General features: G+C 61.7%; 19 protein-coding genes and 1 pseudogene. 9 read left to right on the forward strand and 11 right to left on the reverse strand.

Translation table 11 applies throughout. The features are described 5' to 3' along the window. Positions 1 to 35 precede the first annotated feature (35 nt). On the forward strand, positions 36 to 1,217 hold the full coding sequence (gene hmpA / locus HFK74_RS24705; protein ID WP_180205766.1) for an NO-inducible flavohemoprotein: 1,182 nt from the start codon (positions 36 to 38) through the stop codon (positions 1,215 to 1,217). A gap of 123 nt (positions 1,218 to 1,340) precedes the next feature. On the opposite strand, the gene HFK74_RS24710 is transcribed toward hmpA, so the two are convergent. From HFK74_RS24710 to HFK74_RS24730, 5 genes are all read right to left on the reverse strand, one after another. Continuing rightward, positions 1,341 to 1,982 (reverse strand): transcriptional regulator, encoded by a 642-nt coding sequence (locus HFK74_RS24710; RefSeq protein WP_180205767.1) that lies wholly within the window; start codon positions 1,980 to 1,982, stop codon positions 1,341 to 1,343. A 91-nt stretch (positions 1,983 to 2,073) separates the two neighbouring features. Further along, complete coding sequence (locus tag HFK74_RS24715; protein WP_180205768.1) at positions 2,074 to 3,201, reverse strand: FAD-binding oxidoreductase; 1,128 nt, start codon at positions 3,199 to 3,201, stop codon at positions 2,074 to 2,076. Positions 3,202 to 3,350: 149 nt separating this feature from the next. Continuing rightward, positions 3,351 to 4,295 carry an ornithine cyclodeaminase family protein gene (locus tag HFK74_RS24720; protein WP_180205769.1) on the reverse strand — a complete coding sequence of 315 codons (945 nt, stop codon included), beginning with the start codon at positions 4,293 to 4,295 and terminating at the stop codon, positions 3,351 to 3,353. 124 nt (positions 4,296 to 4,419) lie between these two features. Beyond that, positions 4,420 to 5,910, reverse strand: coding sequence for an ATP-dependent RNA helicase RhlB (gene rhlB / locus HFK74_RS24725; RefSeq protein WP_180205770.1), 1,491 nt, complete (start codon positions 5,908 to 5,910; stop codon positions 4,420 to 4,422). A gap of 98 nt (positions 5,911 to 6,008) precedes the next feature. Beyond that, complete coding sequence (locus HFK74_RS24730) at positions 6,009 to 6,665, reverse strand: alpha/beta hydrolase (protein ID WP_180205771.1); 657 nt, start codon at positions 6,663 to 6,665, stop codon at positions 6,009 to 6,011. 468 nt (positions 6,666 to 7,133) lie between these two features. Between HFK74_RS24730 and HFK74_RS24735 the strand changes: the two genes are divergently transcribed. The 4 genes from HFK74_RS24735 to HFK74_RS24750 all read left to right on the forward strand — a co-directional run bounded on the left by HFK74_RS24735 (position 7,134) and on the right by HFK74_RS24750 (position 11,296). After that, complete coding sequence (locus tag HFK74_RS24735) at positions 7,134 to 8,165, forward strand: amino acid ABC transporter substrate-binding protein (RefSeq protein WP_180205772.1); 1,032 nt, start codon at positions 7,134 to 7,136, stop codon at positions 8,163 to 8,165. Positions 8,166 to 8,230: 65 nt separating this feature from the next. Continuing rightward, entirely contained in the window at positions 8,231 to 9,412 is a 1,182-nt protein-coding gene (locus HFK74_RS24740; RefSeq protein ID WP_180205773.1) for an amino acid ABC transporter permease, read from the forward strand. A 10-nt stretch (positions 9,413 to 9,422) separates the two neighbouring features. Further along, positions 9,423 to 10,520: an amino acid ABC transporter permease gene (locus HFK74_RS24745; RefSeq protein ID WP_180205774.1), complete on the forward strand. Its 1,098-nt coding sequence runs from the start codon at positions 9,423 to 9,425 to the stop codon at positions 10,518 to 10,520. 11 nt (positions 10,521 to 10,531) lie between these two features. Then, positions 10,532 to 11,296, forward strand: coding sequence for an amino acid ABC transporter ATP-binding protein (locus tag HFK74_RS24750; protein ID WP_007905492.1), 765 nt, complete (start codon positions 10,532 to 10,534; stop codon positions 11,294 to 11,296). A 192-nt stretch (positions 11,297 to 11,488) separates the two neighbouring features. Here the strand turns inward: HFK74_RS24750 and HFK74_RS24755 are convergent, their stop codons facing one another. Beyond that, entirely contained in the window at positions 11,489 to 12,457 is a 969-nt protein-coding gene (locus HFK74_RS24755) for a LysR family transcriptional regulator (RefSeq protein ID WP_180205775.1), read from the reverse strand. Between the two features lie 269 nt (positions 12,458 to 12,726). Between HFK74_RS24755 and HFK74_RS24760 the strand changes: the two genes are divergently transcribed. The 4 genes and pseudogenes from HFK74_RS24760 (at position 12,727) to HFK74_RS24775 (ending at position 17,602) form a co-directional block, all read left to right on the forward strand. Beyond that, positions 12,727 to 14,226, forward strand: coding sequence for an efflux transporter outer membrane subunit (locus HFK74_RS24760; RefSeq protein WP_180205776.1), 1,500 nt, complete (start codon positions 12,727 to 12,729; stop codon positions 14,224 to 14,226). 139 nt (positions 14,227 to 14,365) lie between these two features. Next, a pseudogene (locus tag HFK74_RS24765) lies at positions 14,366 to 16,553 on the forward strand (FUSC family protein). Beyond that, positions 16,543 to 16,743, forward strand: coding sequence for a DUF1656 domain-containing protein (locus HFK74_RS24770; RefSeq protein WP_180205778.1), 201 nt, complete (start codon positions 16,543 to 16,545; stop codon positions 16,741 to 16,743). The pseudogene HFK74_RS24765 and the gene HFK74_RS24770 overlap by 11 nt, the downstream one beginning before the upstream one ends. Positions 16,744 to 16,753: 10 nt before the next feature. Beyond that, positions 16,754 to 17,602 carry an HlyD family secretion protein gene (locus HFK74_RS24775; protein ID WP_180205779.1) on the forward strand — a complete coding sequence of 283 codons (849 nt, stop codon included), beginning with the start codon at positions 16,754 to 16,756 and terminating at the stop codon, positions 17,600 to 17,602. 102 nt (positions 17,603 to 17,704) lie between these two features. Here HFK74_RS24775 and HFK74_RS24780 read toward each other — a convergent pair whose 3' ends face one another. From HFK74_RS24780 to HFK74_RS24800, 5 genes are all read right to left on the reverse strand, one after another. After that, entirely contained in the window at positions 17,705 to 18,529 is an 825-nt protein-coding gene (locus tag HFK74_RS24780) for an SDR family oxidoreductase (protein ID WP_180205780.1), read from the reverse strand. 33 nt (positions 18,530 to 18,562) lie between these two features. Beyond that, positions 18,563 to 19,027, reverse strand: a complete 465-nt coding sequence (locus HFK74_RS24785) for a multidrug transporter (protein ID WP_180205781.1) — start codon at positions 19,025 to 19,027, stop codon at positions 18,563 to 18,565. Between the two features lie 269 nt (positions 19,028 to 19,296). Continuing rightward, on the reverse strand, positions 19,297 to 20,748 hold the full coding sequence (locus HFK74_RS24790) for a mannose-1-phosphate guanylyltransferase/mannose-6-phosphate isomerase (protein WP_180205782.1): 1,452 nt from the start codon (positions 20,746 to 20,748) through the stop codon (positions 19,297 to 19,299). A gap of 196 nt (positions 20,749 to 20,944) precedes the next feature. After that, positions 20,945 to 21,601 (reverse strand): alginate O-acetyltransferase AlgF, encoded by a 657-nt coding sequence (locus HFK74_RS24795; RefSeq protein ID WP_110746934.1) that lies wholly within the window; start codon positions 21,599 to 21,601, stop codon positions 20,945 to 20,947. Between the two features lie 17 nt (positions 21,602 to 21,618). After that, complete coding sequence (locus tag HFK74_RS24800; protein WP_180205783.1) at positions 21,619 to 22,794, reverse strand: alginate O-acetyltransferase; 1,176 nt, start codon at positions 22,792 to 22,794, stop codon at positions 21,619 to 21,621. Positions 22,795 to 22,800: the final 6 nt, after the last annotated feature.

The raw sequence follows: 22,800 nt of genomic DNA on the forward strand, positions 1-22,800 counted from the left end.
CTGTTACGAAAACCCCGTTGCCCAGGAGTCACCTTATGCTGAGCGTTCAAGACCGTGCCATCGTCAAGTCCACTGTGCCATTGCTGGAAAGCGGCGGCGAAGCGCTGATCACTCACTTCTATCGCATGATGCTTTCCGAGTATCCAGAAGTGCGTCCGCTGTTCAATCAGGCCCACCAGGCTTCCGGTGACCAGCCGCGCGCCCTGGCGAACGGTGTATTGATGTACGCCCGCCACATCGACCAGCTCGATCAGTTGGGCGACCTGGTGGCCAAGATCATCAACAAGCACGTGGCCCTGCAGATCCTGCCGGAACACTACCCGATTGTCGGCAGCTGTCTGCTGCGTGCCATTGCCGAAGTGCTGGGCGAAGAAATCGCCACCCCTGAAGTGATTGCGGCATGGGGGGCGGCTTACGGCCAGCTGGCGGACATCCTGATCGGTGCCGAAACCAGCATCTACGACCAGAAAGAGCAGGCACCGGGCGGCTGGCGCGGGGCGCGGGAGTTCATCGTGGTGGCCAAGGTCGAGGAAAGCGCGGAAATCACCTCTTTCTATTTCGAGCCGGCTGACAAGGGCGCGATCCTGGCTGCCGAGCCTGGCCAGTACATTGGCATGAAACTGATCCTCGATGGCGAAGAAATTCGTCGCAACTATTCGCTGTCGGCGTTGGCGAACAAGGGCCAGTACCGCATCAGCGTCAAGCGCGAAGACGGCGGGCGAGCCTCCAATCACTTGCACGATCAACTGCATGTAGGGGCGAGCATCCAGCTGTTCCCGCCATCGGGCGAGTTCACCCTGAGCGCCAGCGACAAACCGCTGGTGCTGATCAGCGGCGGCGTCGGCATCACCCCGACCCTGGCCATGCTGGAAGCGGCGCTGGAAACGGAGCGGCCGGTGCACTTTATCCACTGCGCGCGCAACGGCAGCGTCCACGCCTTCCGCGACTGGATCGACGGGCTGGCCGAGCGTCACCCGCAACTCAAGCGTTTCTACTGCTATGCCGAAGATGACGGCGTCAGCCCGGCGGCGCACAAGGTCGGGCTGTTGAGCCAGGAACAATTGGCCGCCTGGTTGCCCGAAGAGCGCGACGTGGATGCTTACTTCCTGGGGCCAAAAGCCTTCATGGCGGCGGTCAAGCGTCACCTCAAGGCGCTGGGTGTGCCTGAGAAGCAGAGCCGTTACGAGTTCTTCGGGCCGGCTGCGGCGCTTGAATAACCGCTAAACGCACATCCGCACACACGCACCTGTAGGAGCCCGGCTTGCCGGCGAAGGCGGTCTCACGGACGCCTTCGCCGGCAAGCCGGGCTCCTACAGGTGCATAGGGTTCCCAGCCATGTATCAGCCTTTGAGTTCCTTCAAATGCTTGTACACCGTCGCCCGGCCCATGTTCAGTACATTGGCGACATAATTCGATGCGCTCTTGCCCTTGAAGGCGCCTTCGGCGTGCAGGGCCAGTACCAGTTCGCGTTTGTGGTCGCGGGTCAGCAGGTTCAGGCTCAGCTGGCGTTCGCGCAGCCAGGCGTGGAGGAAGGTGTTGATCCGCTCCTGCCAGTCATCGCGAAACAGTGAGTCGGGCTGAGGAATCAGCTTGGTCGGCGACAGGAACAGGTCCAGCGCGGCCTTGGCATTCTCGAACAGCGAAATATTCAGGTTGATGCACAGCACCGCCAGCGGGTGTCCCTCGCGGTCGCGCAGCACGGTGCTGAGGCTGCGAATCTTCTGACCATCCCAATTGAGCTTTTCGTAGGGCCCGATGTTGCGCTCGCTGACATCGTCGCTGAGCATGTCCTCCAATGCCGAATCGTCACCGATTTCCCGTTTCGACAGGTTGTTGGCGATGTAGTCGACCTTTTGCGTGCGCAAATCGTGCAGCACCACCTCGGCGTGGGGGAAAAACAGAGTGGCGATGGCATCGGCGATGGCCCGGAAGTTGTCCAGGGACGTCTCGTTCAGGGCCGGGTCTTGTTCAGGTGCGTTCATACAGTGGGGCTCCGGGCAGCTTCAGCGCCCCGTAAAACAGGACGCTGAAAGTGTGCCGCAATCGAGTCGGCGCGTCACCTGAGGACAACAGTCAGCCCAGGCGGGCAGGGGACAGCATCCCGGCATTCAGGCCGAATCGGGTGAGGGGTTCGGGCAGGGGCTCACCGCGAACCAGTGCGGCGCTGGCCTGGCCCATGGCCGGCGAGGTCTGGATGCCGTAGCCGCCTTGTGCCGCCACCCAGAACAACCCTGGCACCTGCGAATCGAAACCGGACAGCAAGTCGCCATCGCTGACGAAGCTGCGCAGGCCGGCCCAGGTTCGGGTCGGGCGGCGGATGGTCAACGTGGTGGCTTCCTCGATCTGGTAGATGCCCATGGCAATGTCCAGTTCTTCGGGTTGCACGTCGTGGGGTTCGACCGGGTCGGCGTTGGCCGGCGAGCCGAGGAACATCCCTGCGTCGGGTTTCATGTAGAAGGATTCGTCGAGGCTGACCAGCATCGGCCAATGGTGGATGTCCACGCCCTCGGGGCCGGCGAAGATGAACGCGGCGCGACGCTTGGGTTGCAGGCCCAGTGGCCGGGCACCGGCCATTTCGCCGATCTTGTCGGCCCAGGCGCCGGCGGCATTGATGATCACCGGTGCGCTGAAGGTCTGGCCCTGGGTTTGTACCTGCCACAGGCCTGCGGCATCCCGAGTCAGGCTCAGGACTTCGCTGTCGGTATGAACTTCACCTTGATTGCGCCGGATACCGCGCAGGTAGCCCTGGTGCAGGGCATCGGTGTCGATGTCGCTGGCGGTCGGGTCGTAGATCGCGCCGTGGACTTTTTCCCGGCGCAGTATCGGCAGGCGCACGCAGGCCTCTTCGGCGCTGAGCAATTGCATTTCAGGCACCGTGGCTTTGGCGCTCAGGTACTGGTTGTTCAGTTCGGCCGGATCGCCGGTGAAGTCCACGGTCATTTCGCCACGCGGGGTCAGCAGCGGGTGTTCGCAGAAGCCGCTGGGCGGGTTGTCGAAGAAGTCGCGGCTGGCCTGGGTCAGCGCCCGAACTTGCGGCGTGCCATAGGCGGCGGTGTACAGCGCCGCGGAGCGACCGGTGGAGTGATAGGCCGGGTGGGACTCGCGTTCGAGCACGATCACGCGACTGTGCTGCGACAGCCAGAAACCGGTGGAAGCGCCGGCAATCCCGCCGCCGATGATGATGAAGTCTGCCTGGCTCATGAAGGTCTCCTGATCAAGCGCAAATGCCGAAATTGTTGAGATCCCTTGTAGGAGCGAGGCTTGCCCGCGAACGGGGCACCGCAGTCTGTCAGGTTCACCGCGTTATCGTTCTTCGCGGGCAAGCCTCGCTCCTACAGGGATTTGTGGTGTTAGGGTTGCAGGCGGTAGATGGCATTGGCCAGCGCAATATCTTCCAGCCCCAGGCCGATGGAGCGGAAGAACACATGGCGGTCGTAGTCGGGGCGCTGCACCTTCTCGCTGAGCAGGTCGGCCAGGTCGCCGACAATCGCATTTTTGTCCCAGCCATGCTGTTCAGCGGCAATCAGCATCTCGCCGGCCGAACCCGGGGTAGTCAAACGGTAGTCGCAGAATACCCGCATGTCATTGAGGCTCTGCGGCGGCACCTCGTGGGCGCGCGGTGCGTTGGTGCTGATGGAGGTGATCAGCGCCGGTTTGCCCAGGCTCGACGGATCGATCACCGGACCTGCGGACGAGGTGCAGAGCATGATGACATCCGCGTCGCTGATGGCGGCCTCACTACTTTGCGCAATGCTCAGGCGCGGATCGATGCTTTTCAGCAGGCTCACCGTTTCAGGGTCTTCACTCAGGCTCGGCGAGTACAGGCTGATGCTCTGCCAGTCGCGCAGGCATTTCACGTAATGCAGGTGCGCCTGGGCCACTTTGCCGCTGCCGATGATTGCCAGGCGGCTAGCCTTGAGCGGCGCGAGCCCGTCGACCGCCACCGCGGTGGTCGCCGCAGTCCGGGCGGTGGTCAGTTCGCCGGCATCACACAACAGCAGCGGCTGGCCGGTCTGCATCGACATAAGTAAGGTCCACGCCGTCACCAATGGACCCTGTTCACGGACGATGTAGGGCGAAGTCTTGACCCCGTACACGCCATCTTCGGCCAGCACGCCCAGGTAGTTGATGAAGTCGCCGGCACCCTGGGGAAATTCCACCAGCTGCTGTGCCGGCTGCACCGCTTGCCCGACGGCCAGGTCGCGGAACAGTTTGCGCAGGATTTGCGGCACGTCGACCTGCGCCAGCAACTCGCGGGCCTGGGTTTGATTGATCACGTAAGGGGTGCTGGACATGGTCGGCTCCGGGAGCTTGGTGTAAACTAATTTGTCCATTATGGACTTTTAGTTTTCTCTGGCAATCTCCGGGCGAAAAAAAAGCGCAGTCCGTTTCCGGCTGCGCTTGTTCCCGCAACGGCACTCAGTGCGGCCGTTTGCGCTCAATCGGCCGCAGTAGATGGGTCGGTGGCGTTTCACAGCTGATCTTGCGTCCCAGCTTTTCTTCGATGGCCGGTAGCTGGTAGGAGTCGTCTTCACCGGCAAAGCTGATGGACACACCGTCGGCGCCGGCACGACCGGTACGACCGATGCGATGCACATAGTCGTCCGGGACTTCCGGCAGGGTGAAGTTGATCACGTGGCTGATGCCATCGATGTGGATACCGCGACCGGCCACGTCGGTGGCGACCAGCACGCGAATGTGGCCTTCGCGGAAACCTTCCAGGGTCTTGATGCGCTTGTGTTGCGGCACATCACCCGACAGCTGCGCGGCGTTGACGCCGTCGCGCACCAGGCGCTCTTCGATGCGGCGCACTTCATCCTTGCGGTTGGCGAAGACGATGACCCGCTCCCAGCCGTTGTCGGTGACCAGGTTGTAGAGCAGTTTGTATTTGTCGGCACCGGCCACCGCGTAGATGTGCTGCTCGACGTTTTCGTTGGCCACGTTCTGCGATTCGATCTCGACGATGGCCGGGTCGGTGGTCCATTGCTTGGCCAGGTTCATCACGTCTTCGGTGAAGGTCGCGGAGAACAGCAGCGTCTGGCGCTCTGACTTCGGCGGGGTCTGGCGAATGATCTGGCGTACCTGCGGGATGAAGCCCATGTCGAGCATGCGGTCGGCTTCGTCCAGCACCATCACTTCGACCATGTCCAGGTGCACGTCGCCGCGCTGGTTGAAGTCCAGCAGGCGGCCCGGCGTGGCCACGAGGATGTCGCAGTGACGGGCCTCGAGGTGCTTGAGCTGCTTGTCGAAGTCCATGCCGCCGACGAACGTCATGACGTTCAGGCCGGTGTACTTGGTCAGGTCGGCCGCGTCCTTGGCGATCTGCACCACCAGTTCGCGAGTCGGGGCGATGATCAGCGCGCGCGGCTCGCCCATGTAGCGCTCTTTCGGCGGCGGGGTCTGCAGCAACTGGGTGATGATCGAGATCAGGAACGCCGCGGTCTTGCCGGTACCGGTCTGCGCGCGGCCGATGGCGTCTTTGCCGGCGAGGGTGAAGCCCAGCACCTGGGCCTGGATCGGCGTGCAGTACGGGAAGCCCAGGTCCTGGATGGCGTGCATCAGTTCCGGGGCGAGCTTGAAATCGTGGAAACGGGTCTTGCCTTCCTGGGGTTCGACGACGAAGTCTTCGAGTTTCCACGGGATGACCGACGCTTTCGGCTTCGGTTCGCGGCGGGGTTTGGCAGGTTTTGGCGTTTCGCTGCGTGGCTGCTCGGGGGCAGTGACCACCGCAGGCTGGTCGGCCGGCGTGCTCGCAGGCTCATGTTTCGGTGCCGCTACGGCGGCGGTCCGGCCAGGCTGACTACCGTCGGTGCGGTGGCTGGGGGCGTGAGAAGGAGCGCTGGGGACTGGCGCGAGTTGCTCAGTCTCGCTTTTACCGAACATTTTCTTGAGTGCTTTGAGCACGGTCATCTCATCAATTGGTTAAGGAATGTACGCCGGCCAGTGTAATGCAAGAATCGGGCGCGGCGTAGAGGGATGGATCAAAGGGCGTTTTTAAACGTCATTGTTTAGCGCAGGCGCTCGGCGAGCCACACGCCGATGTCGCGAATCTCCTCGGGTAACACTTCATGACCCATTGGGTATTCCTGCCATGTCACGGTGACACCACGCTGTTTCAAATGCTCGTAGGCGCTGCGTCCCATCGAGTTCTGCACCACGTCATCGTACTGGCCGTGCAGCGACAGCACCGGAATGCGCTGCTGGCTGGCGGACAGTTCCAGCGTATCGCTGAAGGTCGGTGCATAAGTAGAGAGGGCAAGTACGCCACCCAACGGACCCTGCCATTTCAGAAACGCGGTGTGTAGAACCACGGCGCCGCCCTGGGAAAAACCTGCCAGGAAAATTCGCGAGGCGTCTATTCCGCTGGCGCGCTGTTGTTCGAGCAATTCGATTATCCAGTTGGCCGACTCTTCCAGTTGCTCTGGGTTGATCGCGCGGGCCGGGCTCATGGCCAATATGTCGTACCAGCTCGGCATCTCGTAACCGCCGTTGATGGTGACGGCGCGGGTCGGTGCCTGGGGCAGGACGAAGCGTGTGCCCAGCAACGTTTCCTGCAGCGCTTCGGCCACCGGCAGGAAGTCGTAGCGATCGGCGCCCAGGCCGTGCAGCCAGATCACGCAGGCGTCTGCGGTCTTGACGGGTTCAAGAATCAAGGGATTGGTCATGGCTGCTCCAAATATGTGCGTGCGCGCTGATTAAGTGCGAGGTGCGAGTGCGCGCCTGGTTGATCAGTTACGAAGATGTCGCAAGGTTACAAGTTTTGCTATTGACCTGTCGCTTAACCGCTTAAGCGGTCGGTGTGGTACGGGCTTTGCTATAGGGATGTTGGTACGAAAATCCCACATCTGTCGGTAACACTATCAGGCCATTGTTGGCAGTGGGATAGCAAAAAAATCCGGTAATGGATGTTCGCCAGTGGCCGCTACGGGCTTCGCGAACGAGAAAGGGCTACAGCCCGTTCGGCCGATTGGTGAGAAGTGAGTTGTCCTTTATGTGGATTTTCTCCTACTAGACTCATGGCTACGGTCCTACGTCGGTTGACCCTAAAAAAAGCCAACACGGGTCACCACCGCCTCAAAAGGGTGCGACTGGACTCACGCTCCGACACAACAAGAGCAAAACTGGAGGTTTGAATGAAGATGTTGAAATCCACCCTGGCAGTCGTGACTGCAGCCGCGGTACTCGGCGTCAGTGGGTTCGCTCAGGCGGGCGCGACCCTGGATGCAGTGCAGAAGAAAGGTTTCGTACAGTGCGGCGTCAGCGATGGCCTGCCTGGCTTCTCGGTTCCGGATTCCACCGGCAAGATCGTTGGCATCGACGCTGACTACTGCCGTGCCGTGGCCGCAGCCGTATTCGGCGACGCGACCAAGGTCAAGTTCAGCCAGTTGAACGCCAAGGAGCGCTTCACCGCGCTGCAGTCGGGCGAAATCGACATCCTGTCGCGCAACACCACCATGACCAGCTCCCGTGACGCGGGCATGGGTCTGAAATTCCCTGGCTTCATCACTTACTACGACGGCATCGGCTTCCTGGTCAACAACAAGCTGGGCGTCAAGAGCGCCAAAGAGCTGGACGGCGCGACCATCTGCATCCAGGCCGGTACCACCACCGAACTGAACGTTTCCGACTACTTCCGCGGCAACGGTCTGAAATACACCCCGATCACTTTCGACACCTCCGACGAGAGCGCCAAGTCGCTGGAATCCGGTCGTTGCGACGTACTGACCTCCGACAAGTCCCAGCTGTTCGCCCAGCGCAGCAAGCTGGCCGCGCCGAAGGACTACGTGGTGCTGCCGGAAACCATTTCCAAGGAGCCTCTGGGCCCGGTCGTGCGTAACGGCGACGACGAGTGGCTGGCCATCGTGCGCTGGGTTGGCTACGCCATGCTCAACGCCGAAGAAGCAGGCATCACCTCGAAGAACGTCGAAGCTGAAGCCAAGGGCACCAAGAACCCGGACGTCGCTCGTCTGCTGGGCACCGACGGTGAATACGGCAAAGACCTGAAAGTGAAGAAAGACTGGGTCGTGCAGGTCGTCAAGCAAGTCGGCAACTACGGCGAAGTGTTCGAGAAAAACCTCGGCAAGAGCACTCCGCTGGAAATCGACCGCGGGCTGAACGCCTTGTGGAACGCTGGCGGCATTCAATACGCACCACCAGTGCGCTGATGGTTCTATCACCCGGTGGGCCAACCACCGGGTGATGTTCTGTTCCATTCTTTGCGGGGCACTTCATGCAAAATTCAATCGGCGCACCAAAGCAGAGGCTCAGCCTCAGCGATCCACGAGTGCGTGCGTGGGTATTCCAGATCATCACCATTATCGGGGTGGTCTCGCTAGGCTGGTATCTGTTCGACAACACACAGACCAACCTGCAACACCGGGGCATCACCTCCGGTTTCGACTTTCTGGAGCGCAGTGCCGGGTTCGGCATCGCTCAACACCTGATCGACTACACCGAAGCGGACAGCTATGCCCGGGTGTTTGTCATCGGCTTGCTCAACACCTTGCTGGTGACCTTCATCGGCGTGATCCTGGCGACGATCCTCGGCTTCATCGTCGGCGTAGCCCGACTGTCGAAAAACTGGATCATCGCCAAACTGGCGACGGTGTATGTGGAAGTCTTCCGTAACATCCCGCCGCTGCTGCAGATCCTGTTCTGGTACTTCGCGGTGTTCCTGACCATGCCGGGACCGCGCAACAGCCACAACTTCGGCGACACCTTCTTCGTCAGCAGCCGCGGCCTGAACATGCCGGCGGCGCTGATGGCCGATGGTTTCTGGGCGTTCGTGATCAGCATCGTCGTGGCCATCGTCGCCATCGTGCTGATGACCCGCTGGGCCAACAAGCGCTTCGAAGCCACCGGCGAGCCGTTCCACAAGTTCTGGGTCGGCCTGGCGTTGTTCCTGGTGATCCCGGCCCTGTGTGCCCTGATTTTCGGCGCACCTGTGCACTGGGAAATGCCGAAGCTGCAAGGCTTCAACTTCGTCGGCGGCTGGGTGCTGATCCCGGAACTGCTGGCCTTGACCCTGGCGCTGACGGTGTACACCGCGGCGTTCATTGCCGAGATCGTGCGTTCAGGCATCAAGTCGGTCAGCCACGGCCAGACCGAAGCGGCGCACTCCCTCGGCCTGCGCAACGGTCCGACCCTGCGCAAGGTGATCATCCCGCAAGCCCTGCGCGTGATCATTCCGCCGCTGACCAGCCAATACCTGAACCTGGCGAAGAACTCCTCGCTGGCGGCCGGTATCGGTTACCCGGAGATGGTGTCGCTGTTCGCGGGCACGGTGCTGAACCAGACCGGCCAGGCGATCGAGGTGATTGCCATCACCATGAGCGTGTACCTGGCGATCAGCATCAGCATTTCCCTGCTGATGAACTGGTACAACAAGCGCATTGCGCTGATCGAGCGGTAAGGAATAGCGCATGAGTACTCATACTTTCAAACCCGACATGCCGCCGCCGGCCAAGGTCTTCGGCCCGATGGCGTGGATGCGCGCGAACATGTTCTCCAGCTGGCTCAACACCCTGCTGACCCTGTTCGCGTTCTACCTGATCTACCTGGTGATACCGCCGATCCTGAGCTGGGCGATCGTCGATGCCAACTGGGTGGGCACCACCCGCGCCGACTGCACCAAGGAGGGCGCCTGCTGGGTGTTCATCCAGCAGCGTTTCGGCCAGTTCATGTACGGCTACTACCCGCCGGAACTGCGCTGGCGCGTGGACCTGACCGTGTGGTTGGCGGTCATCGGCGTGGCCCCGCTGTTCATCTCGCGCTTCCCGCGCAAAGCGGTGTATGGCCTGAGCTTCCTGGTGCTGTACCCGATCATTGCCTGGTGCCTGCTGCATGGCGGCGTCTTCGGCCTGACCCAGGTGGCGACCAGCCAATGGGGCGGCCTGATGCTGACCCTGGTGATCGCCACCGTCGGCATTGCCGGTGCATTGCCGCTGGGGATTGTCCTGGCCTTGGGGCGTCGCTCCAACATGCCGGCGATTCGTGTGGTCTGCGTGACCTTCATCGAATTCTGGCGCGGCGTGCCGTTGATCACGGTGCTGTTCATGTCCTCGGTGATGCTGCCGTTGTTCCTGCCTGAAGGCATGAACTTCGACAAACTGCTGCGGGCGCTGATCGGCGTGATCCTGTTCCAGTCGGCCTACGTGGCCGAAGTGGTGCGCGGTGGCCTGCAAGCGATTCCCAAGGGTCAGTACGAAGCCGCCGCAGCCATGGGCCTCGGCTACTGGCGCAGCATGGGCCTGGTGATTCTGCCGCAAGCCCTGAAGCTGGTGATTCCTGGCATCGTCAACACCTTCATCGCGCTGTTCAAGGACACGAGCCTGGTGATCATCATCGGCCTGTTCGACCTGCTCAACAGCGTCAAGCAAGCCGCCGCCGACCCGAAATGGCTGGGCATGGCCACTGAAGGCTATGTGTTCGCCGCCCTGGTGTTCTGGATTTTCTGTTTTGGTATGTCGCGCTATTCCATGCATCTGGAACGCAAGCTCGACACAGGCCACAAGCGTTAGGAGTTCTTTTTATGAGCGAAGCAATCAAGAAGCCTGTGAGCCCTGAAGGCATTATCCAGATGCAGGGCGTGAACAAGTGGTACGGCCAGTTCCACGTACTCAAGGACATCAACCTCAACGTCAAGCAGGGCGAGCGCATCGTTTTGTGCGGCCCGTCGGGTTCGGGCAAGTCCACCACCATCCGCTGCCTCAACCGCCTGGAAGAACACCAGCAGGGCCGCATCGTGGTCGATGGCGTGGAACTGACCAACGACCTCAAGCAGATCGAAGCGATCCGCCGTGAAGTCGGCATGGTGTTCCAGCACTTCAACCTGTTCCCGCACCTGACCATCCTGCAGAACTGCACCCTGGCGCCGATGTGGGTGCGCAAGATGCCCAAGCGCAAGGCCGAGGAAATCGCCATGCACTACCTGGAGCGCGTACGCATTCCGGAGCAGGCGCACAAATACCCGGGGCAACTGTCCGGCGGTCAGCAACAGCGTGTGGCGATTGCCCGTGCGCTGTGCATGAAACCGAAAATCATGCTGTTTGACGAACCGACTTCGGCACTCGACCCAGAGATGGTGAAAGAGGTGCTGGATACCATGATCGGCCTGGCTGAAGACGGCATGACCATGCTCTGCGTGACCCACGAAATGGGCTTTGCCCGCACTGTGGCCAACCGCGTGATCTTCATGGACAAGGGTGAAATCGTCGAACAGGCGGCACCGAACGACTTCTTCGATAACCCGCAGAACGAACGCACCAAGCTGTTCCTGAGCCAGATCTTGCATTGATCTAGCCCAGGCCATAAAAAAGCCGGACCTCTAAATGATCGTTCCCACGCTCTGCGTGGGAATGCATCCTGTGACGCTCCGCGTCACCGTTGCGCATGGCTCATGTCATGCGTCGTCAGCGGAACGCGGAGCGTCCCTGGCGGCATTCCTTTGCTGCGCGTGGGAACGATCAGATCCCGGACAGACCTGCAATCAGGTCGCCACTCGCGCCCCGGCGAGACTGCCGCTCAATTCATACGCCGCCAATTCCGCCTGATGCGCCGCCAACAGCTCCGGCAACGAGCCGCGCAGGTACTCCACCCAAGTCTTGATCTTCGCATCCAGGTACTGTCGCGACGGATAGATCGCGTACAGGTTCAGCTCCTGGGAACGGTACTTGGGCATCACCCGCACCAGCGTGCCGTTACGCAAGCCGTCGATCGCTGCATACAGCGGCAGTACCCCGATGCCCATGCCGCTGATGATCGCGGTTTTCATCGCGTCGGCCGAGTTCACCAGGAACGGCGAGCTGTTGATGGTGACCATTTCCTGGCCCTCGGGACCGTCGAAGGCCCACTTTTCCAGGGGGATGACCGGGCTCACCAGGCGCAGGCAGGCGTGGTTCAGCAGGTCGCTGGGTTTTTGCGCGCAGCCGTTGGCTTTGACATAGGCCGGCGACGCACAAACGATGCTGTAGGTAATCCCCAGGCGCTGGGAAACGAAACCGGAGTCCGGCAGTTCGCTGGCGAGCACGATGGACACGTCGTAGCCCTCGTCCAGCAGATCAGGTACGCGGTTGGCCATGGTCAGGTCGAAGGTCACGTCCGGGTGGGTCTTGCGATAGCGGGCGATGGCGTCGATCACGAAGTGCTGGCCGATGCCGGTCATGGTGTGAACCTTGAGCTGCCCGGCCGGGCGCGCGTGGGCGTCGCTGGCCTCGGCTTCGGCTTCTTCGACGTACGTCAGGATCTGCTCGCAGCGCAGCAAATAGCGCTTGCCGGCTTCGGTCAGGGCGATGCGTCGTGTCGTTCGGTTGAGCAGACGGGTTTGCAGGTGGGCTTCCAGGTTGGAGACCGCGCGCGAGACGTTGGCCGTGGTGGTGTCCAGTTGCACCGCGGCGGCGGTGAAGCTGCCGGCCTCGGCCACGTAACTGAAGGCGCGCATGTTTTGCAATGTGTCCATGGGGTGCTCTCGGGTTCGATGGCAAATTGTGACACGAAGTTTCAGGGCCTGAGACCCCTACAAAGGGATTATCGCGTTAACGGTAACAAAGATTCACAGGAATCCCAGCTTATCGCCTTCAAAACCCACCCCTAGAATTACGCCGTTCCCTTGTAGGAGCGAGGCTTGCCCGCGAAGAACGATAACGCGGTGTGCCTGTGAAACAGCGGCGCGCCTTTCGCGGGCAAGCCACGCTCCTACAGATCTCCCCATTTCAGGAAATCGCAGCAGTGCCGCGTCGCATCAGCAGAGCGCTTCAACCCCTCAGTATTCTGGCTTTAACCCTGGCAATCAGCGGCTGCATCGGAACCGGAGGTATTGCCCCCCAGGGCAAGGCGCTGGAGGCTGATTCACTGGCCACCGACGAAGCCATCCAGAGCGCGGCACAGGATGCGCATTGGCCCACCGCCCAATGGTGGCAGGCTTATGGCGATCCGCAACTCAATCGCTGGATCGACCTCGCCGTGCAAGGCAGCCCGAGCATGGCCATGGCCGCCGCGCGGGTGCGTCAGGCCCGGTCCATGGCCGGTGTGGCCGAGTCGGCCGAGTCGTTGCAGATCAACGGCCAAACCACCCTCAAGCGCCACAACTGGCCCACCGATCAGTTCTATGGCCCCGGCGATCTGGCCAACAGCACCACTTGGGACAACAACGCCGCGCTGGGCTTCAGTTACGCCCTTGACCTCTGGGGCCGTGAAAGCAACGCCACCGAGCGTGCCGTGGACATGGCCCACATGACGGTCGCTGAAGCGCGTCAGGCGCAGCTCGAACTGCAGAACAACATCGTGCGCGTCTACATCGAGCTCTCGCTGCATTACGCGCAGCGGGACATCGTCGAAGCGACATTGAAGCAGCAACAGCAAATCCTCGATCTGGCGCAAAAACGCCTGAACGGCGGCATTGGCACCCATTTCGAAGTCAGCCAGGCCGAGACGCCCCTGCCGGAAACCCATCGCCAGATCGATGCGCTGGACGAGGAAATCGCCCTGAGCCGCAACCAACTGGCCGCACTCGCAGGCAAGGGACCGGGGGAGGGGGCGCAGTTGCAACGGCCGACCCTGTCGCTGGGCGCCGCGCTGAAGCTGCCGTCGTCGTTGCCGGCGCAGTTGCTCGGGCAACGTCCGGACGTGGTCGCCAGCCGCTGGCAAGTGGCGGCGCAGGCCCGGGGTATCGATGTGGCGCATGCCGGCTTCTATCCCAACGTCGATCTGGTCGGCAGCCTGGGCTACATGGCCACGGGGGGCGGGGCGCTGGAGTTCCTGACCGGCAGGAAACTCAACTACAACGTGGGGCCGGCGATTTCCCTGCCGATTTTCGATGGAGGCCGTTTGCGCGCGGAGCTGGGTGAGGCTTCGGCCGGTTATGACATTGCCGTGGCCAGGTACAACCAGACCCTGGTCAATGCCCTGAAGAACATCTCCGATCAATTGATTCGTCGCGAGTCCATGGACAAGCAGCAAACCTTCGCCGCCGAGTCGGTGGCCACGGCGCAGAAAACCTATGACATCGCGATGATCGCTTACCAGCGCGGGCTCACCGATTACCTCAACGTGCTCAATGCGCAGACGCTGTTGTTCAAGCAGCAGCAGGTGCAGCAACAGGTGCAGGCGGCGCGCCTGAGTGCCCATGCGGAGCTGGTAACTGCATTGGGTGGTGGCCTCGGCGCCGGTAACGATGTGCCGAAAGACAGCCAGACAGCCGCTCCGAAAACCCCGAGTCTGTTGCGTTGAACACAACCCCTGTAGGAGTGAGCCTGCTCGCGATGAGGGAGTGTCAGTCGACATCAATGTTGAATGTCAGACCGCAATCGCCAGCAGGCTGGCTCCCACAGGTCCCGAATCAGGACTTAATTTCTTTGAGCAGGATCTGATGACTCCCTTGCCCGCACCCTTGCGCTGGCTCTATTCCCTTGAATGGCGCCGGGGTTTCTTCGACTGGGCACGCAGCGATGGCGTGACCTGGGTCTACATTTTCAAGGTATTGATCGCAGCGTTCCTGACCCTGTGGCTGGCCATGCGCCTGGAATTGCCGCAGCCGCGCACGGCGATGATCACCGTGTTCATCGTCATGCAGCCGCAAAGCGGCCAGGTGTTCGCCAAGAGCTTCTATCGCTTCCTCGGCACCTTGGCCGGTTCGGCGGTGATGGTGGCGTTGATCGCCCTGTTCGCGCAGAACACCGAACTGTTCCTCGGCGCGCTGGCGATCTGGGTCGGCATCTGCTCGGCCGGCGCGGCGCGCAGTCGCAACTTCCGCGCCTATGGTTTTGTGCTGGCCGGCTACACCGCGGCGATGGTCGGATTGCCAGCGCTGGCGCATCCCGACGGCGCGTTCATGATGGCGGTCTGGCGGGTGCTGGAAATCTCCCTGGGGATTCTCTGCTCGACCCTGGTCAGCGCCGCGATCCTGCCGCAATCCGCCAGTGCCTCCATGCGCAATGCCTTGTATCAACGCTTTGGTGTGTTTGCCCTGTTCGTCACCGACGGCTTGCGCGGCCGCAGCAAGCGCGACGCGTTCGAGGCCAGCAACGTGCGCTTCATCGCCGAGGCGGTCGGGTTGGAAGGGCTGCGCAGCGTGACGGTGTTCGAAGACCCGCACATGCGCCGGCGCAATGGTCGGCTCAGTCGCTTGAACAGCGAGTTCATGGGCATTACCACCCGTTTCAACGCCTTGCACCAGTTGCTCGAACGCCTGCGCAGCAGCGGCTGCGACCATGCGGAGGCGGCGATCAAACCGGGCCTGCAGGATCTCGCAGAGCTGCTCGACGGCTTCAGCGGCCGCGCCCTGACCAGCGCCGATGCGGCACGGCTGGTCACAGCGCTGACGGCGTACAAGGAAGGTTTGCCGTCACGGGTGCGCAGCCTGCGGGCGATCTATCAGCAGAGCAACCCGACTGACGCCGAACAACTGGATTTCCACACCGCCTACGAACTGCTCTATCGCTTCGTCGATGACTTGCACAGTTATGCACAGACCCACGCGTCCCTGGCTGATCACAGTCATGAGCGCGAGAATTGGGACGAACCCTTCACGCCGCAAACCAACTGGCTGGCGTCGGCGGCTTCGGGAATTCGTGCCTCGTTCATTCTCCTGGTGCTGGGCAGCTATTGGGTGGCCACGGCGTGGCCGAGCGGGGCAACCATGACCTTGGTCGCTGCTGCCACCGTGGGCCTGTCCGCCGCCACGCCAAACCCCAAGCGCATGGCGTTCCAGATGGCTTGCGGTACCTTGCTCGGAGCGGTGATCGGCTTCGCCGAGATGTTTTTCATCTACCCGTGGATCGATGGTTTTCCCTTGCTGTGCGTGATGCTCGCACCGGTGTTCGTGCTGGGCGCGTTCCTGGCATCGCGGCCGCAATACGCGGGCGTCGGGGTGGGCTTGCTGATCTTTTTCAGTATCGGTTCGGTGCCGGACAACCTCACGGTCTACAACCCCTACACCTTCATCAACGACTACATCGCCATGGTGATCGGCATGCTGGTGTGCGCGGCGGCCGGGGCAATCATCCTGCCGCCCAACAGCCGCTGGTTGTGGCGACGCCTGGAACAGGATCTGCGTGGCCAGGTGGTGTACGCCATCAGCGGCAAGCTCAAGGGCCTGGCGTCGAGCTTCGAAAGCCGCACCCGCGACCTGGTGCATCAGGCCTACGGCTTCGCGGCGGGGCAACCACAGGTCCAGCGCGATCTGCTGCGCTGGATGTTCGTGGTGCTGGAAGTCGGGCACGCGATCATCGAGTTGCGCAAGGAACAGGCGATCCTGCCGGTGCATCCGGCGTACGCCGAATCCCAGCCGTGGCGCCAGTCGATCCGCGTGATGGGCCGTTCGCTGGTGCGGCTGTTCCTGCAACCGGGCCAGAGCAATCTGGAGCGCGCCCTGATCGCCGTCGACCACGCGATCAGTCGCGTGCAAGCCACCGATGAGCCCTTCGCCCCGCACTTCGATACGTCGGCGTTGCGTCGGGTAAAGAGCTACCTGCACTTCATTCGCACTTCGTTGCTGGATCCGCAATCGCCCCTGTCCAGCTATGCCCAGGCCCCGAGGACTTGAACATGCCCCGTGAAATCGCCTTCCACGGCGTCTACATGCCGACCATGACCCTGATGTTTTTGATTGCCGCGGTGTTGGCCTGGGGATTTGACCGGTTCCTGTCCGGGTTCGACCTGTACCGCTTTTTCTGGCACCCGGCGCTGCTGCGCCTGAGCCTGTTTACCTGTCTGTTCGGCGCCCTGGCGCTGACTGTCTATCACTGAGAACGCCCTGATGAAAAAGCTTTTCAGCCTGCTCGCGACCCTGTTGGTGCTTGCCCTCGCGATATGGATCGGCCGCTCCCTCTGGGAGCACTACATGAATACCCCATGGACCCGCGATGGCCGGGTGCGCGCCGACATCATCAATGTGGCCGCCGATGTCACGGGCGAAGTGGTGGATGTGCCGGTACGCGATAACCAATTGGTGAAGAAGGGCGATCTGTTGATGCGCATCGACCCCGAACACTACCGCCTCGCGGTCAAGCAGGCGCAGTCACTGGTGGCATCGCGCAAGGCCACCTGGGAGATGCGCAAGGTCAACGCCCACCGCCGCGCCGACCTGGACAACCTGGTGATCTCCAGGGAAAACCGCGACGACGCCAGCAACATCGCCGACTCGGCCCTGGCCGACTACCAGCACGCCCAGGCCCAGCTGGAAGCCGCCGAGCTCAACCTCAAGCGCACCGAAGTCCGTGCGGCCGTCGACGGCTACGTGACCAACCTGAATGTGCATCGCGGCGACTACGCGCGCATCGGTGAAGCGAAGATGGCCGTGGTCGACATGAACTCGTTCTGGGTCTACGGCTTCTTCGAAGAAACCAAACTGCCCCACGTGCGCGTCGGCGACAAGGCCGACATGCAACTGATGAGCGGCGAAGTGCTCAAGGGCCATGTGGAAAGCATTTCGCGCGGCATCTACGACCGCGACAACCCGGAAAGCCGCGAGCTGATCGCCGACGTGAACCCGACCTTCAACTGGGTGCGCCTGGCCCAGCGCGTGCCGGTGCGGATTCACATTGATGAAGTGCCGGAGGGGGTGCTGTTGGCGGCAGGGATTACTTGCACCGTGGTTGTTAACTGACTACTGGACCGAGTCGTCTGCATTCGCGAGTAGGCTCGCTCCCACAAGGAACGCCACGGTACCTGTGGGAACGAGCCTGCTCGCGATGGGGGCGCAGCGGTCTCAGAGTTGCCCGCGCAACCCGAACCGCTTCATCAACGCCGACTCCAGCAAACCCTTGGGCAACAACCCCGCCAGCAACGGCAACGCCCGGCTGCCATTGCCGAGGCGAATCAACCGCGGCGGTTTACCCTGCTGCACGGCCTTGAGTAACCCGGCAGCAAATTCACTGGCGGGCGTCGGGTTGTCCTGGGAGGCCTTGGCCCGTGCCCGAATGCCTTCGCGCAGCGGGAACCAGGGTGATTGTTCGCTGATCAGTTGCTCGGCTTCGTGGCCGGCATTCTTGGCGAAACTGGACGCGATGGCGCCTGGCTGAACCTCCATGACCCGCACGCCAAAAGGTGCCAGCTCCATGCGCAAGGCATCGCTCAAGGCATGCACCGCCGCTTTCGACGCGCAGTAAGCGCCGGCGAACGGCGTCACCAGAACACCCGAAACGCTGCCGATGTTCACCACGATGCCCTTGGCCCGACGCAACACCGGAAATAACGCCCGGGTCACGCCAACGATGGCGAACACGTTGGTTTCAAACTGGCGTTGCATCGCCTGCACGCCACCATCGAGCAGCGGGCCCATGGCGCCGTAGCCAGCGTTATTGACCAGCACATCGAGGCCGCCATATTGCCGGTTGATCCGTTCGCCCAGCTGTTCGAGTGCCTGGCCATCGTTGACATCCAGTTGCACGGCGGTAAAACCGGCGGCGGTCAGTGCTGCGACATCTTCAGCCTTGCGGGCACTGGCCCAGACTTCGTAACCGGCAGCCTTGAACGCATCGGCGAGGGCGCGGCCGATGCCGCTGGAACATCCGGTAATCAACGCAACGGGCATGGCGCGGTCCTTGTGCAGACGGTGGGGGAAAGCTCAGTCGGAGAAAGTACCGTGCAAACGCTCGGCGCGAAACTCCAAAGTTTCCGGGCGATAGCCGGGACGCAGGGGCGGCAACGGCAAGCAGTCTTCCCAGTTGCCACCGGCCTGCAATTCGCCAGGCCCGCGGTAGCGTGGGGCGGTGTACTGATTGTCGGCGAGATTGACCGTGTCGCCCGGCGCATAAGCGGCGACACGCCAGCGCAATTCGGTCAGCGGTACATCGTTGCCGTTGTTCATGGTCAGTTGCAGTGGGCGGTCTGCCGGGCAGTGTTGCGGTGCGTAGCTGATGCGCAACTCCAGGCGCTCCAGTTGCTTGAGTTCGCGGTGGTCCATCCAGATGACCCAGGTCGCGACGATACCCAGGCCCACGGCAGCTGCCATCGACACCGGCAAGGCCTTGGCCGGATAGCGCAGCAACAGGATCAGCCAGGTGATGACCAGCAGGACGCCGATGAACATGACGCGCAAACCTTGGAGAGGGAGAAGACCATCCTACCTAAGTGCAGGGGAAGTTGGCGATGGGCTGATGTCTGCGGTTGATCGTTCCCACGCTCTGCGTGGGAATGCCTCAAGGGACGCTCCGCGTTCCAATGGGACGCGGAGCGTCCCCGGCTGCATTCCCACGCGGAGCGTGGGAACGATCATCCAGACAAAAAAAGCCCCCGCCCAACCCACTGCGGATAGGGGACGCAGTGGACCGGACGGGGGCTTTTTGTTTCAGCGATCGCTTACTGCGCGATGGTCTTCACCGACACGCCACGCTCGATCGGCGCAGTGCGCCCGTAGATATCTTCAAACCGCTCGATATCGTCTTCGCCCAGATAGCTGCCCGATTGCACTTCGATGATCTCGAGTGGAATCTTGCCCGGATTGCGCAGACGGTGAACCGAAGCAATCGGAATGTAGGTCGACTGGTTTTCCGTCAACAGGAACACATTCTCATCGCAGGTTACTTCCGCGGTGCCGCTGACGACGATCCAGTGCTCGGCACGGTGGTGGTGCATCTGCAACGACAGGCACGCGCCCGGCTTGACCGAGATGTGCTTGACCTGGAAGCGCCCGCCCATGTCCACCGAATCGTAGGAGCCCCACGGACGGTAGACTTCGCAGTGGTTCTGGGTTTCGCTGCGGCCCTGTTCGTTGAGGGTGTTGACCATCTGCTTGACGCCTTGGACCTTGTCCTTGTGGGCGATCATCATGGCGTCCTTGGTTTCGACCACGACGATGTTTTCCAGGCCGATCACCGACACCAGCTTGCCGTTGCCGTGGATCATGCAGTTCTTGCTGTCCTGGATCACCACATCGCCCTTGGTGACGTTGCCGTTGGCATCTTTTGCATTCACTTCCCACAACGACGACCAGCAGCCGACATCGCTCCAACCGGCGGTCAGCGGCACCACGCAAGCGCGCTGGGTTTTTTCCATCACCGAGTAGTCGATGGAATTGTCCGGGCAGCAGGCGAAGGTGGCTTCGTCGATGCTCACGGTGTCGGCGTCCTGGGCGCTGCGTTCCAGGGTCAGCAGGCAGGTGTCGTAGATGTCCGGATCGTGTTTTTTCAGCTCTTCGAGGAAGCGGCTGGCGCGGAACAGGAACATGCCGCTGTTCCAGAAGTAACCGCCAGACTGCACATACTCGGTGGCGCGTTTGACATCCGGTTTTTCGACAAAGTGCGAAACGCGGCTGACGCCTTCGGGCAGCAGCGAATCGTTGGTCGACTTGATGTAGCCGTAACCGGTTTCCGGTTTGGTGGCCGGTACGCCGAACAGCACCATTTCACCGTTTTCGGCGGCGACGGTGGCCAGGGCCAGGGCGCGTTGCAGGGCTTTCTGGTCTTCCAGCACGTGGTCGGCCGGCAATACCAACATCAGTTCGTCACGGCCTTCGTTGACCAGCATCATCGCGGTCAGGGCCACGGCCGGAGCGGTGTTGCGGCCGAACGGTTCCATCAGGATGCGTTGGGTTTCCAGTTTGCGCGTGGCCAACTGCTCGTTGACGATGAAGCGGTGTTCCTTGTTGCAGACCACGATCGGCGTGTCCATGCCTTCGAACACCAGGCGTTCCAGGGTTTGCTGGAACAGGGTGTGTTCGCCGGTCAGGGCCAGGAACTGTTTAGGGAACTGCTTACGGGAAAGCGGCCAAAGACGCGAGCCACTACCACCTGACAAGATCACCGGAATCATGTTGTTACTCCTTGAAAATCGTTTGGTTAGAGCTACGAACGCTGTGTCGTTTCACTCTTGTTTTTGTTCCGTGTCCAAAGGCTGACTCGGTTCTTCTGTAGGAGCCGGCTTGCCGGCGAAGGGGCCCTTGAGGACGCCTTCGCTGGCAAGCCAGCTCCTACAGGGACGCGCTTGCGGTCAGCTTTCGGAAAATTCTTTAGCGCGTCGATACCGGGCGTTTTACCCAGACCGGCGACAGGCTGCTGCCGCTGCCGGTGACGTACAGCACCGCAGCTTCACCGCGTTCCAGGGCGACTGGCTTCACGTCGCCGACTTTTGTTGCCCCATCGTATAGCGCGAGGCTGACTTTCACCGGGTTGATTTCACGCTCGCCACGGCCTTTGGCGGCCACGTTCGGCACCACGTCGGTCTTGCCGTCGGCGGTTTTCAGGGTCAGCGCCTTGTCGCTGAGGTTCTGCACGCGTACCAGGGATTTCTGCTTGTTCTTGAACGGTGGCTCTTCAATCAGTTGCGGCGCGCCGCTGGCGTTGTTGACCAGGGTGTAATAGTGGTCGCCGGCCAGTTTCACCGGCAGGGTCTGGCTGCCGACCTTGGCGCTGTAGTCACCGCCGGGCATGAAGCTGAAGTCGCTGCTGGACAACGGCGCGACATCGCTCAGGTTGGTGCTGCCGACGGTGGCGCTGACTTCGGCGTTGCTGGCGTTATAGATGCGCACGAAGGACGAGCCTTTTGGTGCGGTCGGGCCGTACAGCGCGGCGTCGCCAGCGGCGAACGCTTGCATCGAAAGCACGCTCATACCAGCAACCAGAGCAAAAGTCTTGGCGAGACGACGAGGAGTAGTCTTGAAAGTCATGGTAGTACCTCTCTCTTTCAGTTTTGCGCCCGGTCGGGCGTCTCGGATTTAGCGTTAATGGCTACGTTTTGTTGGCGGGCGCCGGCTTGTTTAAGCTCTGCGACCCACTGCGGGTCGGCGTCGCCGATTTCGTTGTTCACAGGCAGATAGCGTTCAGGAAACTCCCAGATCAGCACTTGTGGCGGGCTGTTCTTGAAAGCGTCGCTTTTGAGGTAGCTGAGCATCGGCAGGATCGGGCCGTGGCCGTCTTCGGCGTAACTGACCACGTCGCTGCGCAGGGCTTGTTTCAGCGCGCCGACGAAGTTCCAGTTGGGGTTGGCGCTGTAGCTGGTGCCGATCAGCGCAACCGGTACTTCGGTGTTGGCGAACAGGGCGTCGTCACCGGCCGGCTGGCCTTCAGCGGCAACCGTGTTGCGCTTTTGCAAAGGCTCTTGCGCCGGCATCAGGTTTTCGAACAGCGGATCCAGCGGCAGGAACAGACGCAGGTCGCCCTTGTGGGTGATTTTTTCCGCAGGCTCGGTGACGAAGTCTTGCGGATCGCCGCTCAGCGGGTACTTGTCGGCAATGGTTTTGGCCAGGCGGTTGGCGGCAATCTCGGCGCCTTCCGGGGTCCAGTGGGTGTCGGTGCGCAGGAACACTTGCTTGCCGTCGTTTTTGGCGGCTTGCAGCGGGCCCAGCAGGTCCGGTGCCGGAATCCGGTCGGCCGCCAGGCGCTGGTGGAAGTCCTTGTAGAGGTTGGCGTGGATGCTGGCCGGTTTCACCTCGCCGAGGTGTTCCGGGTACAGGCGCACCTTGGCCGGCACCACTGCCATCACCAATTGCACGCCTTTGTCCTTCAGGGTCTGGCGCACGCCTTCGACCAGCGCGTAGTTGCCTTGCAGGTTCAGCTCTTCGTTGACGACCGGATGGAATTCTTCATCGCTGTACAGCCACTGGTCGCGACCGAGCACAACGCCCGGACGACCCTCGTTGAACAGCTTGAAGTCCAGCGCGGCCCAGAGGTTGGTGCCCAAGCGCTTGATCGGGAACTCGTCGTCGTAGTGCGTCTCCACAGCCTTGGTCCAACGGCCGTTGAGCACCGTCGCATCGGCGTTGGTGCTGAAGCCCAGGAAGCTGCGAACCGACCACATGCCCAGGGCCAGCAGCGTCACCAGGAACAGGGCGATGTAGAAGATGCGTAATGAGCGGGTCATGGTCAG

The sequence above is a fragment of the Pseudomonas sp. SbOxS1 genome (assembly GCF_013416725.1).
Classification (GTDB): domain Bacteria; phylum Pseudomonadota; class Gammaproteobacteria; order Pseudomonadales; family Pseudomonadaceae; genus Aquipseudomonas.

Excerpts from the sequence above, each read along its gene's own strand:
- hmpA (WP_180205766.1), top strand. The coding sequence starts at position 36 with ATGCTGAGCGTTCAAGACCGTGCCATCGTCAAGTCCACTGTGCCATTG.
- HFK74_RS24710 (WP_180205767.1), bottom strand. The coding sequence starts at position 1,982 with ATGAACGCACCTGAACAAGACCCGGCCCTGAACGAGACGTCCCTGGAC.
- HFK74_RS24715 (WP_180205768.1), bottom strand. The coding sequence starts at position 3,201 with ATGAGCCAGGCAGACTTCATCATCATCGGCGGCGGGATTGCCGGCGCT.
- HFK74_RS24720 (WP_180205769.1), bottom strand. The coding sequence starts at position 4,295 with ATGTCCAGCACCCCTTACGTGATCAATCAAACCCAGGCCCGCGAGTTG.
- rhlB (WP_180205770.1), bottom strand. The coding sequence starts at position 5,910 with ATGACCGTGCTCAAAGCACTCAAGAAAATGTTCGGTAAAAGCGAGACT.
- HFK74_RS24730 (WP_180205771.1), bottom strand. The coding sequence starts at position 6,665 with ATGACCAATCCCTTGATTCTTGAACCCGTCAAGACCGCAGACGCCTGC.
- HFK74_RS24735 (WP_180205772.1), top strand. The coding sequence starts at position 7,134 with ATGAAGATGTTGAAATCCACCCTGGCAGTCGTGACTGCAGCCGCGGTA.
- HFK74_RS24740 (WP_180205773.1), top strand. The coding sequence starts at position 8,231 with ATGCAAAATTCAATCGGCGCACCAAAGCAGAGGCTCAGCCTCAGCGAT.
- HFK74_RS24745 (WP_180205774.1), top strand. The coding sequence starts at position 9,423 with ATGAGTACTCATACTTTCAAACCCGACATGCCGCCGCCGGCCAAGGTC.
- HFK74_RS24750 (WP_007905492.1), top strand. The coding sequence starts at position 10,532 with ATGAGCGAAGCAATCAAGAAGCCTGTGAGCCCTGAAGGCATTATCCAG.
- HFK74_RS24755 (WP_180205775.1), bottom strand. The coding sequence starts at position 12,457 with ATGGACACATTGCAAAACATGCGCGCCTTCAGTTACGTGGCCGAGGCC.
- HFK74_RS24770 (WP_180205778.1), top strand. The coding sequence starts at position 16,543 with ATGCCCCGTGAAATCGCCTTCCACGGCGTCTACATGCCGACCATGACC.
- HFK74_RS24775 (WP_180205779.1), top strand. The coding sequence starts at position 16,754 with ATGAAAAAGCTTTTCAGCCTGCTCGCGACCCTGTTGGTGCTTGCCCTC.
- HFK74_RS24780 (WP_180205780.1), bottom strand. The coding sequence starts at position 18,529 with ATGCCCGTTGCGTTGATTACCGGATGTTCCAGCGGCATCGGCCGCGCC.
- HFK74_RS24785 (WP_180205781.1), bottom strand. The coding sequence starts at position 19,027 with ATGTTCATCGGCGTCCTGCTGGTCATCACCTGGCTGATCCTGTTGCTG.
- HFK74_RS24790 (WP_180205782.1), bottom strand. The coding sequence starts at position 20,748 with ATGATTCCGGTGATCTTGTCAGGTGGTAGTGGCTCGCGTCTTTGGCCG.
- HFK74_RS24795 (WP_110746934.1), bottom strand. The coding sequence starts at position 21,601 with ATGACTTTCAAGACTACTCCTCGTCGTCTCGCCAAGACTTTTGCTCTG.
- HFK74_RS24800 (WP_180205783.1), bottom strand. The coding sequence starts at position 22,794 with ATGACCCGCTCATTACGCATCTTCTACATCGCCCTGTTCCTGGTGACG.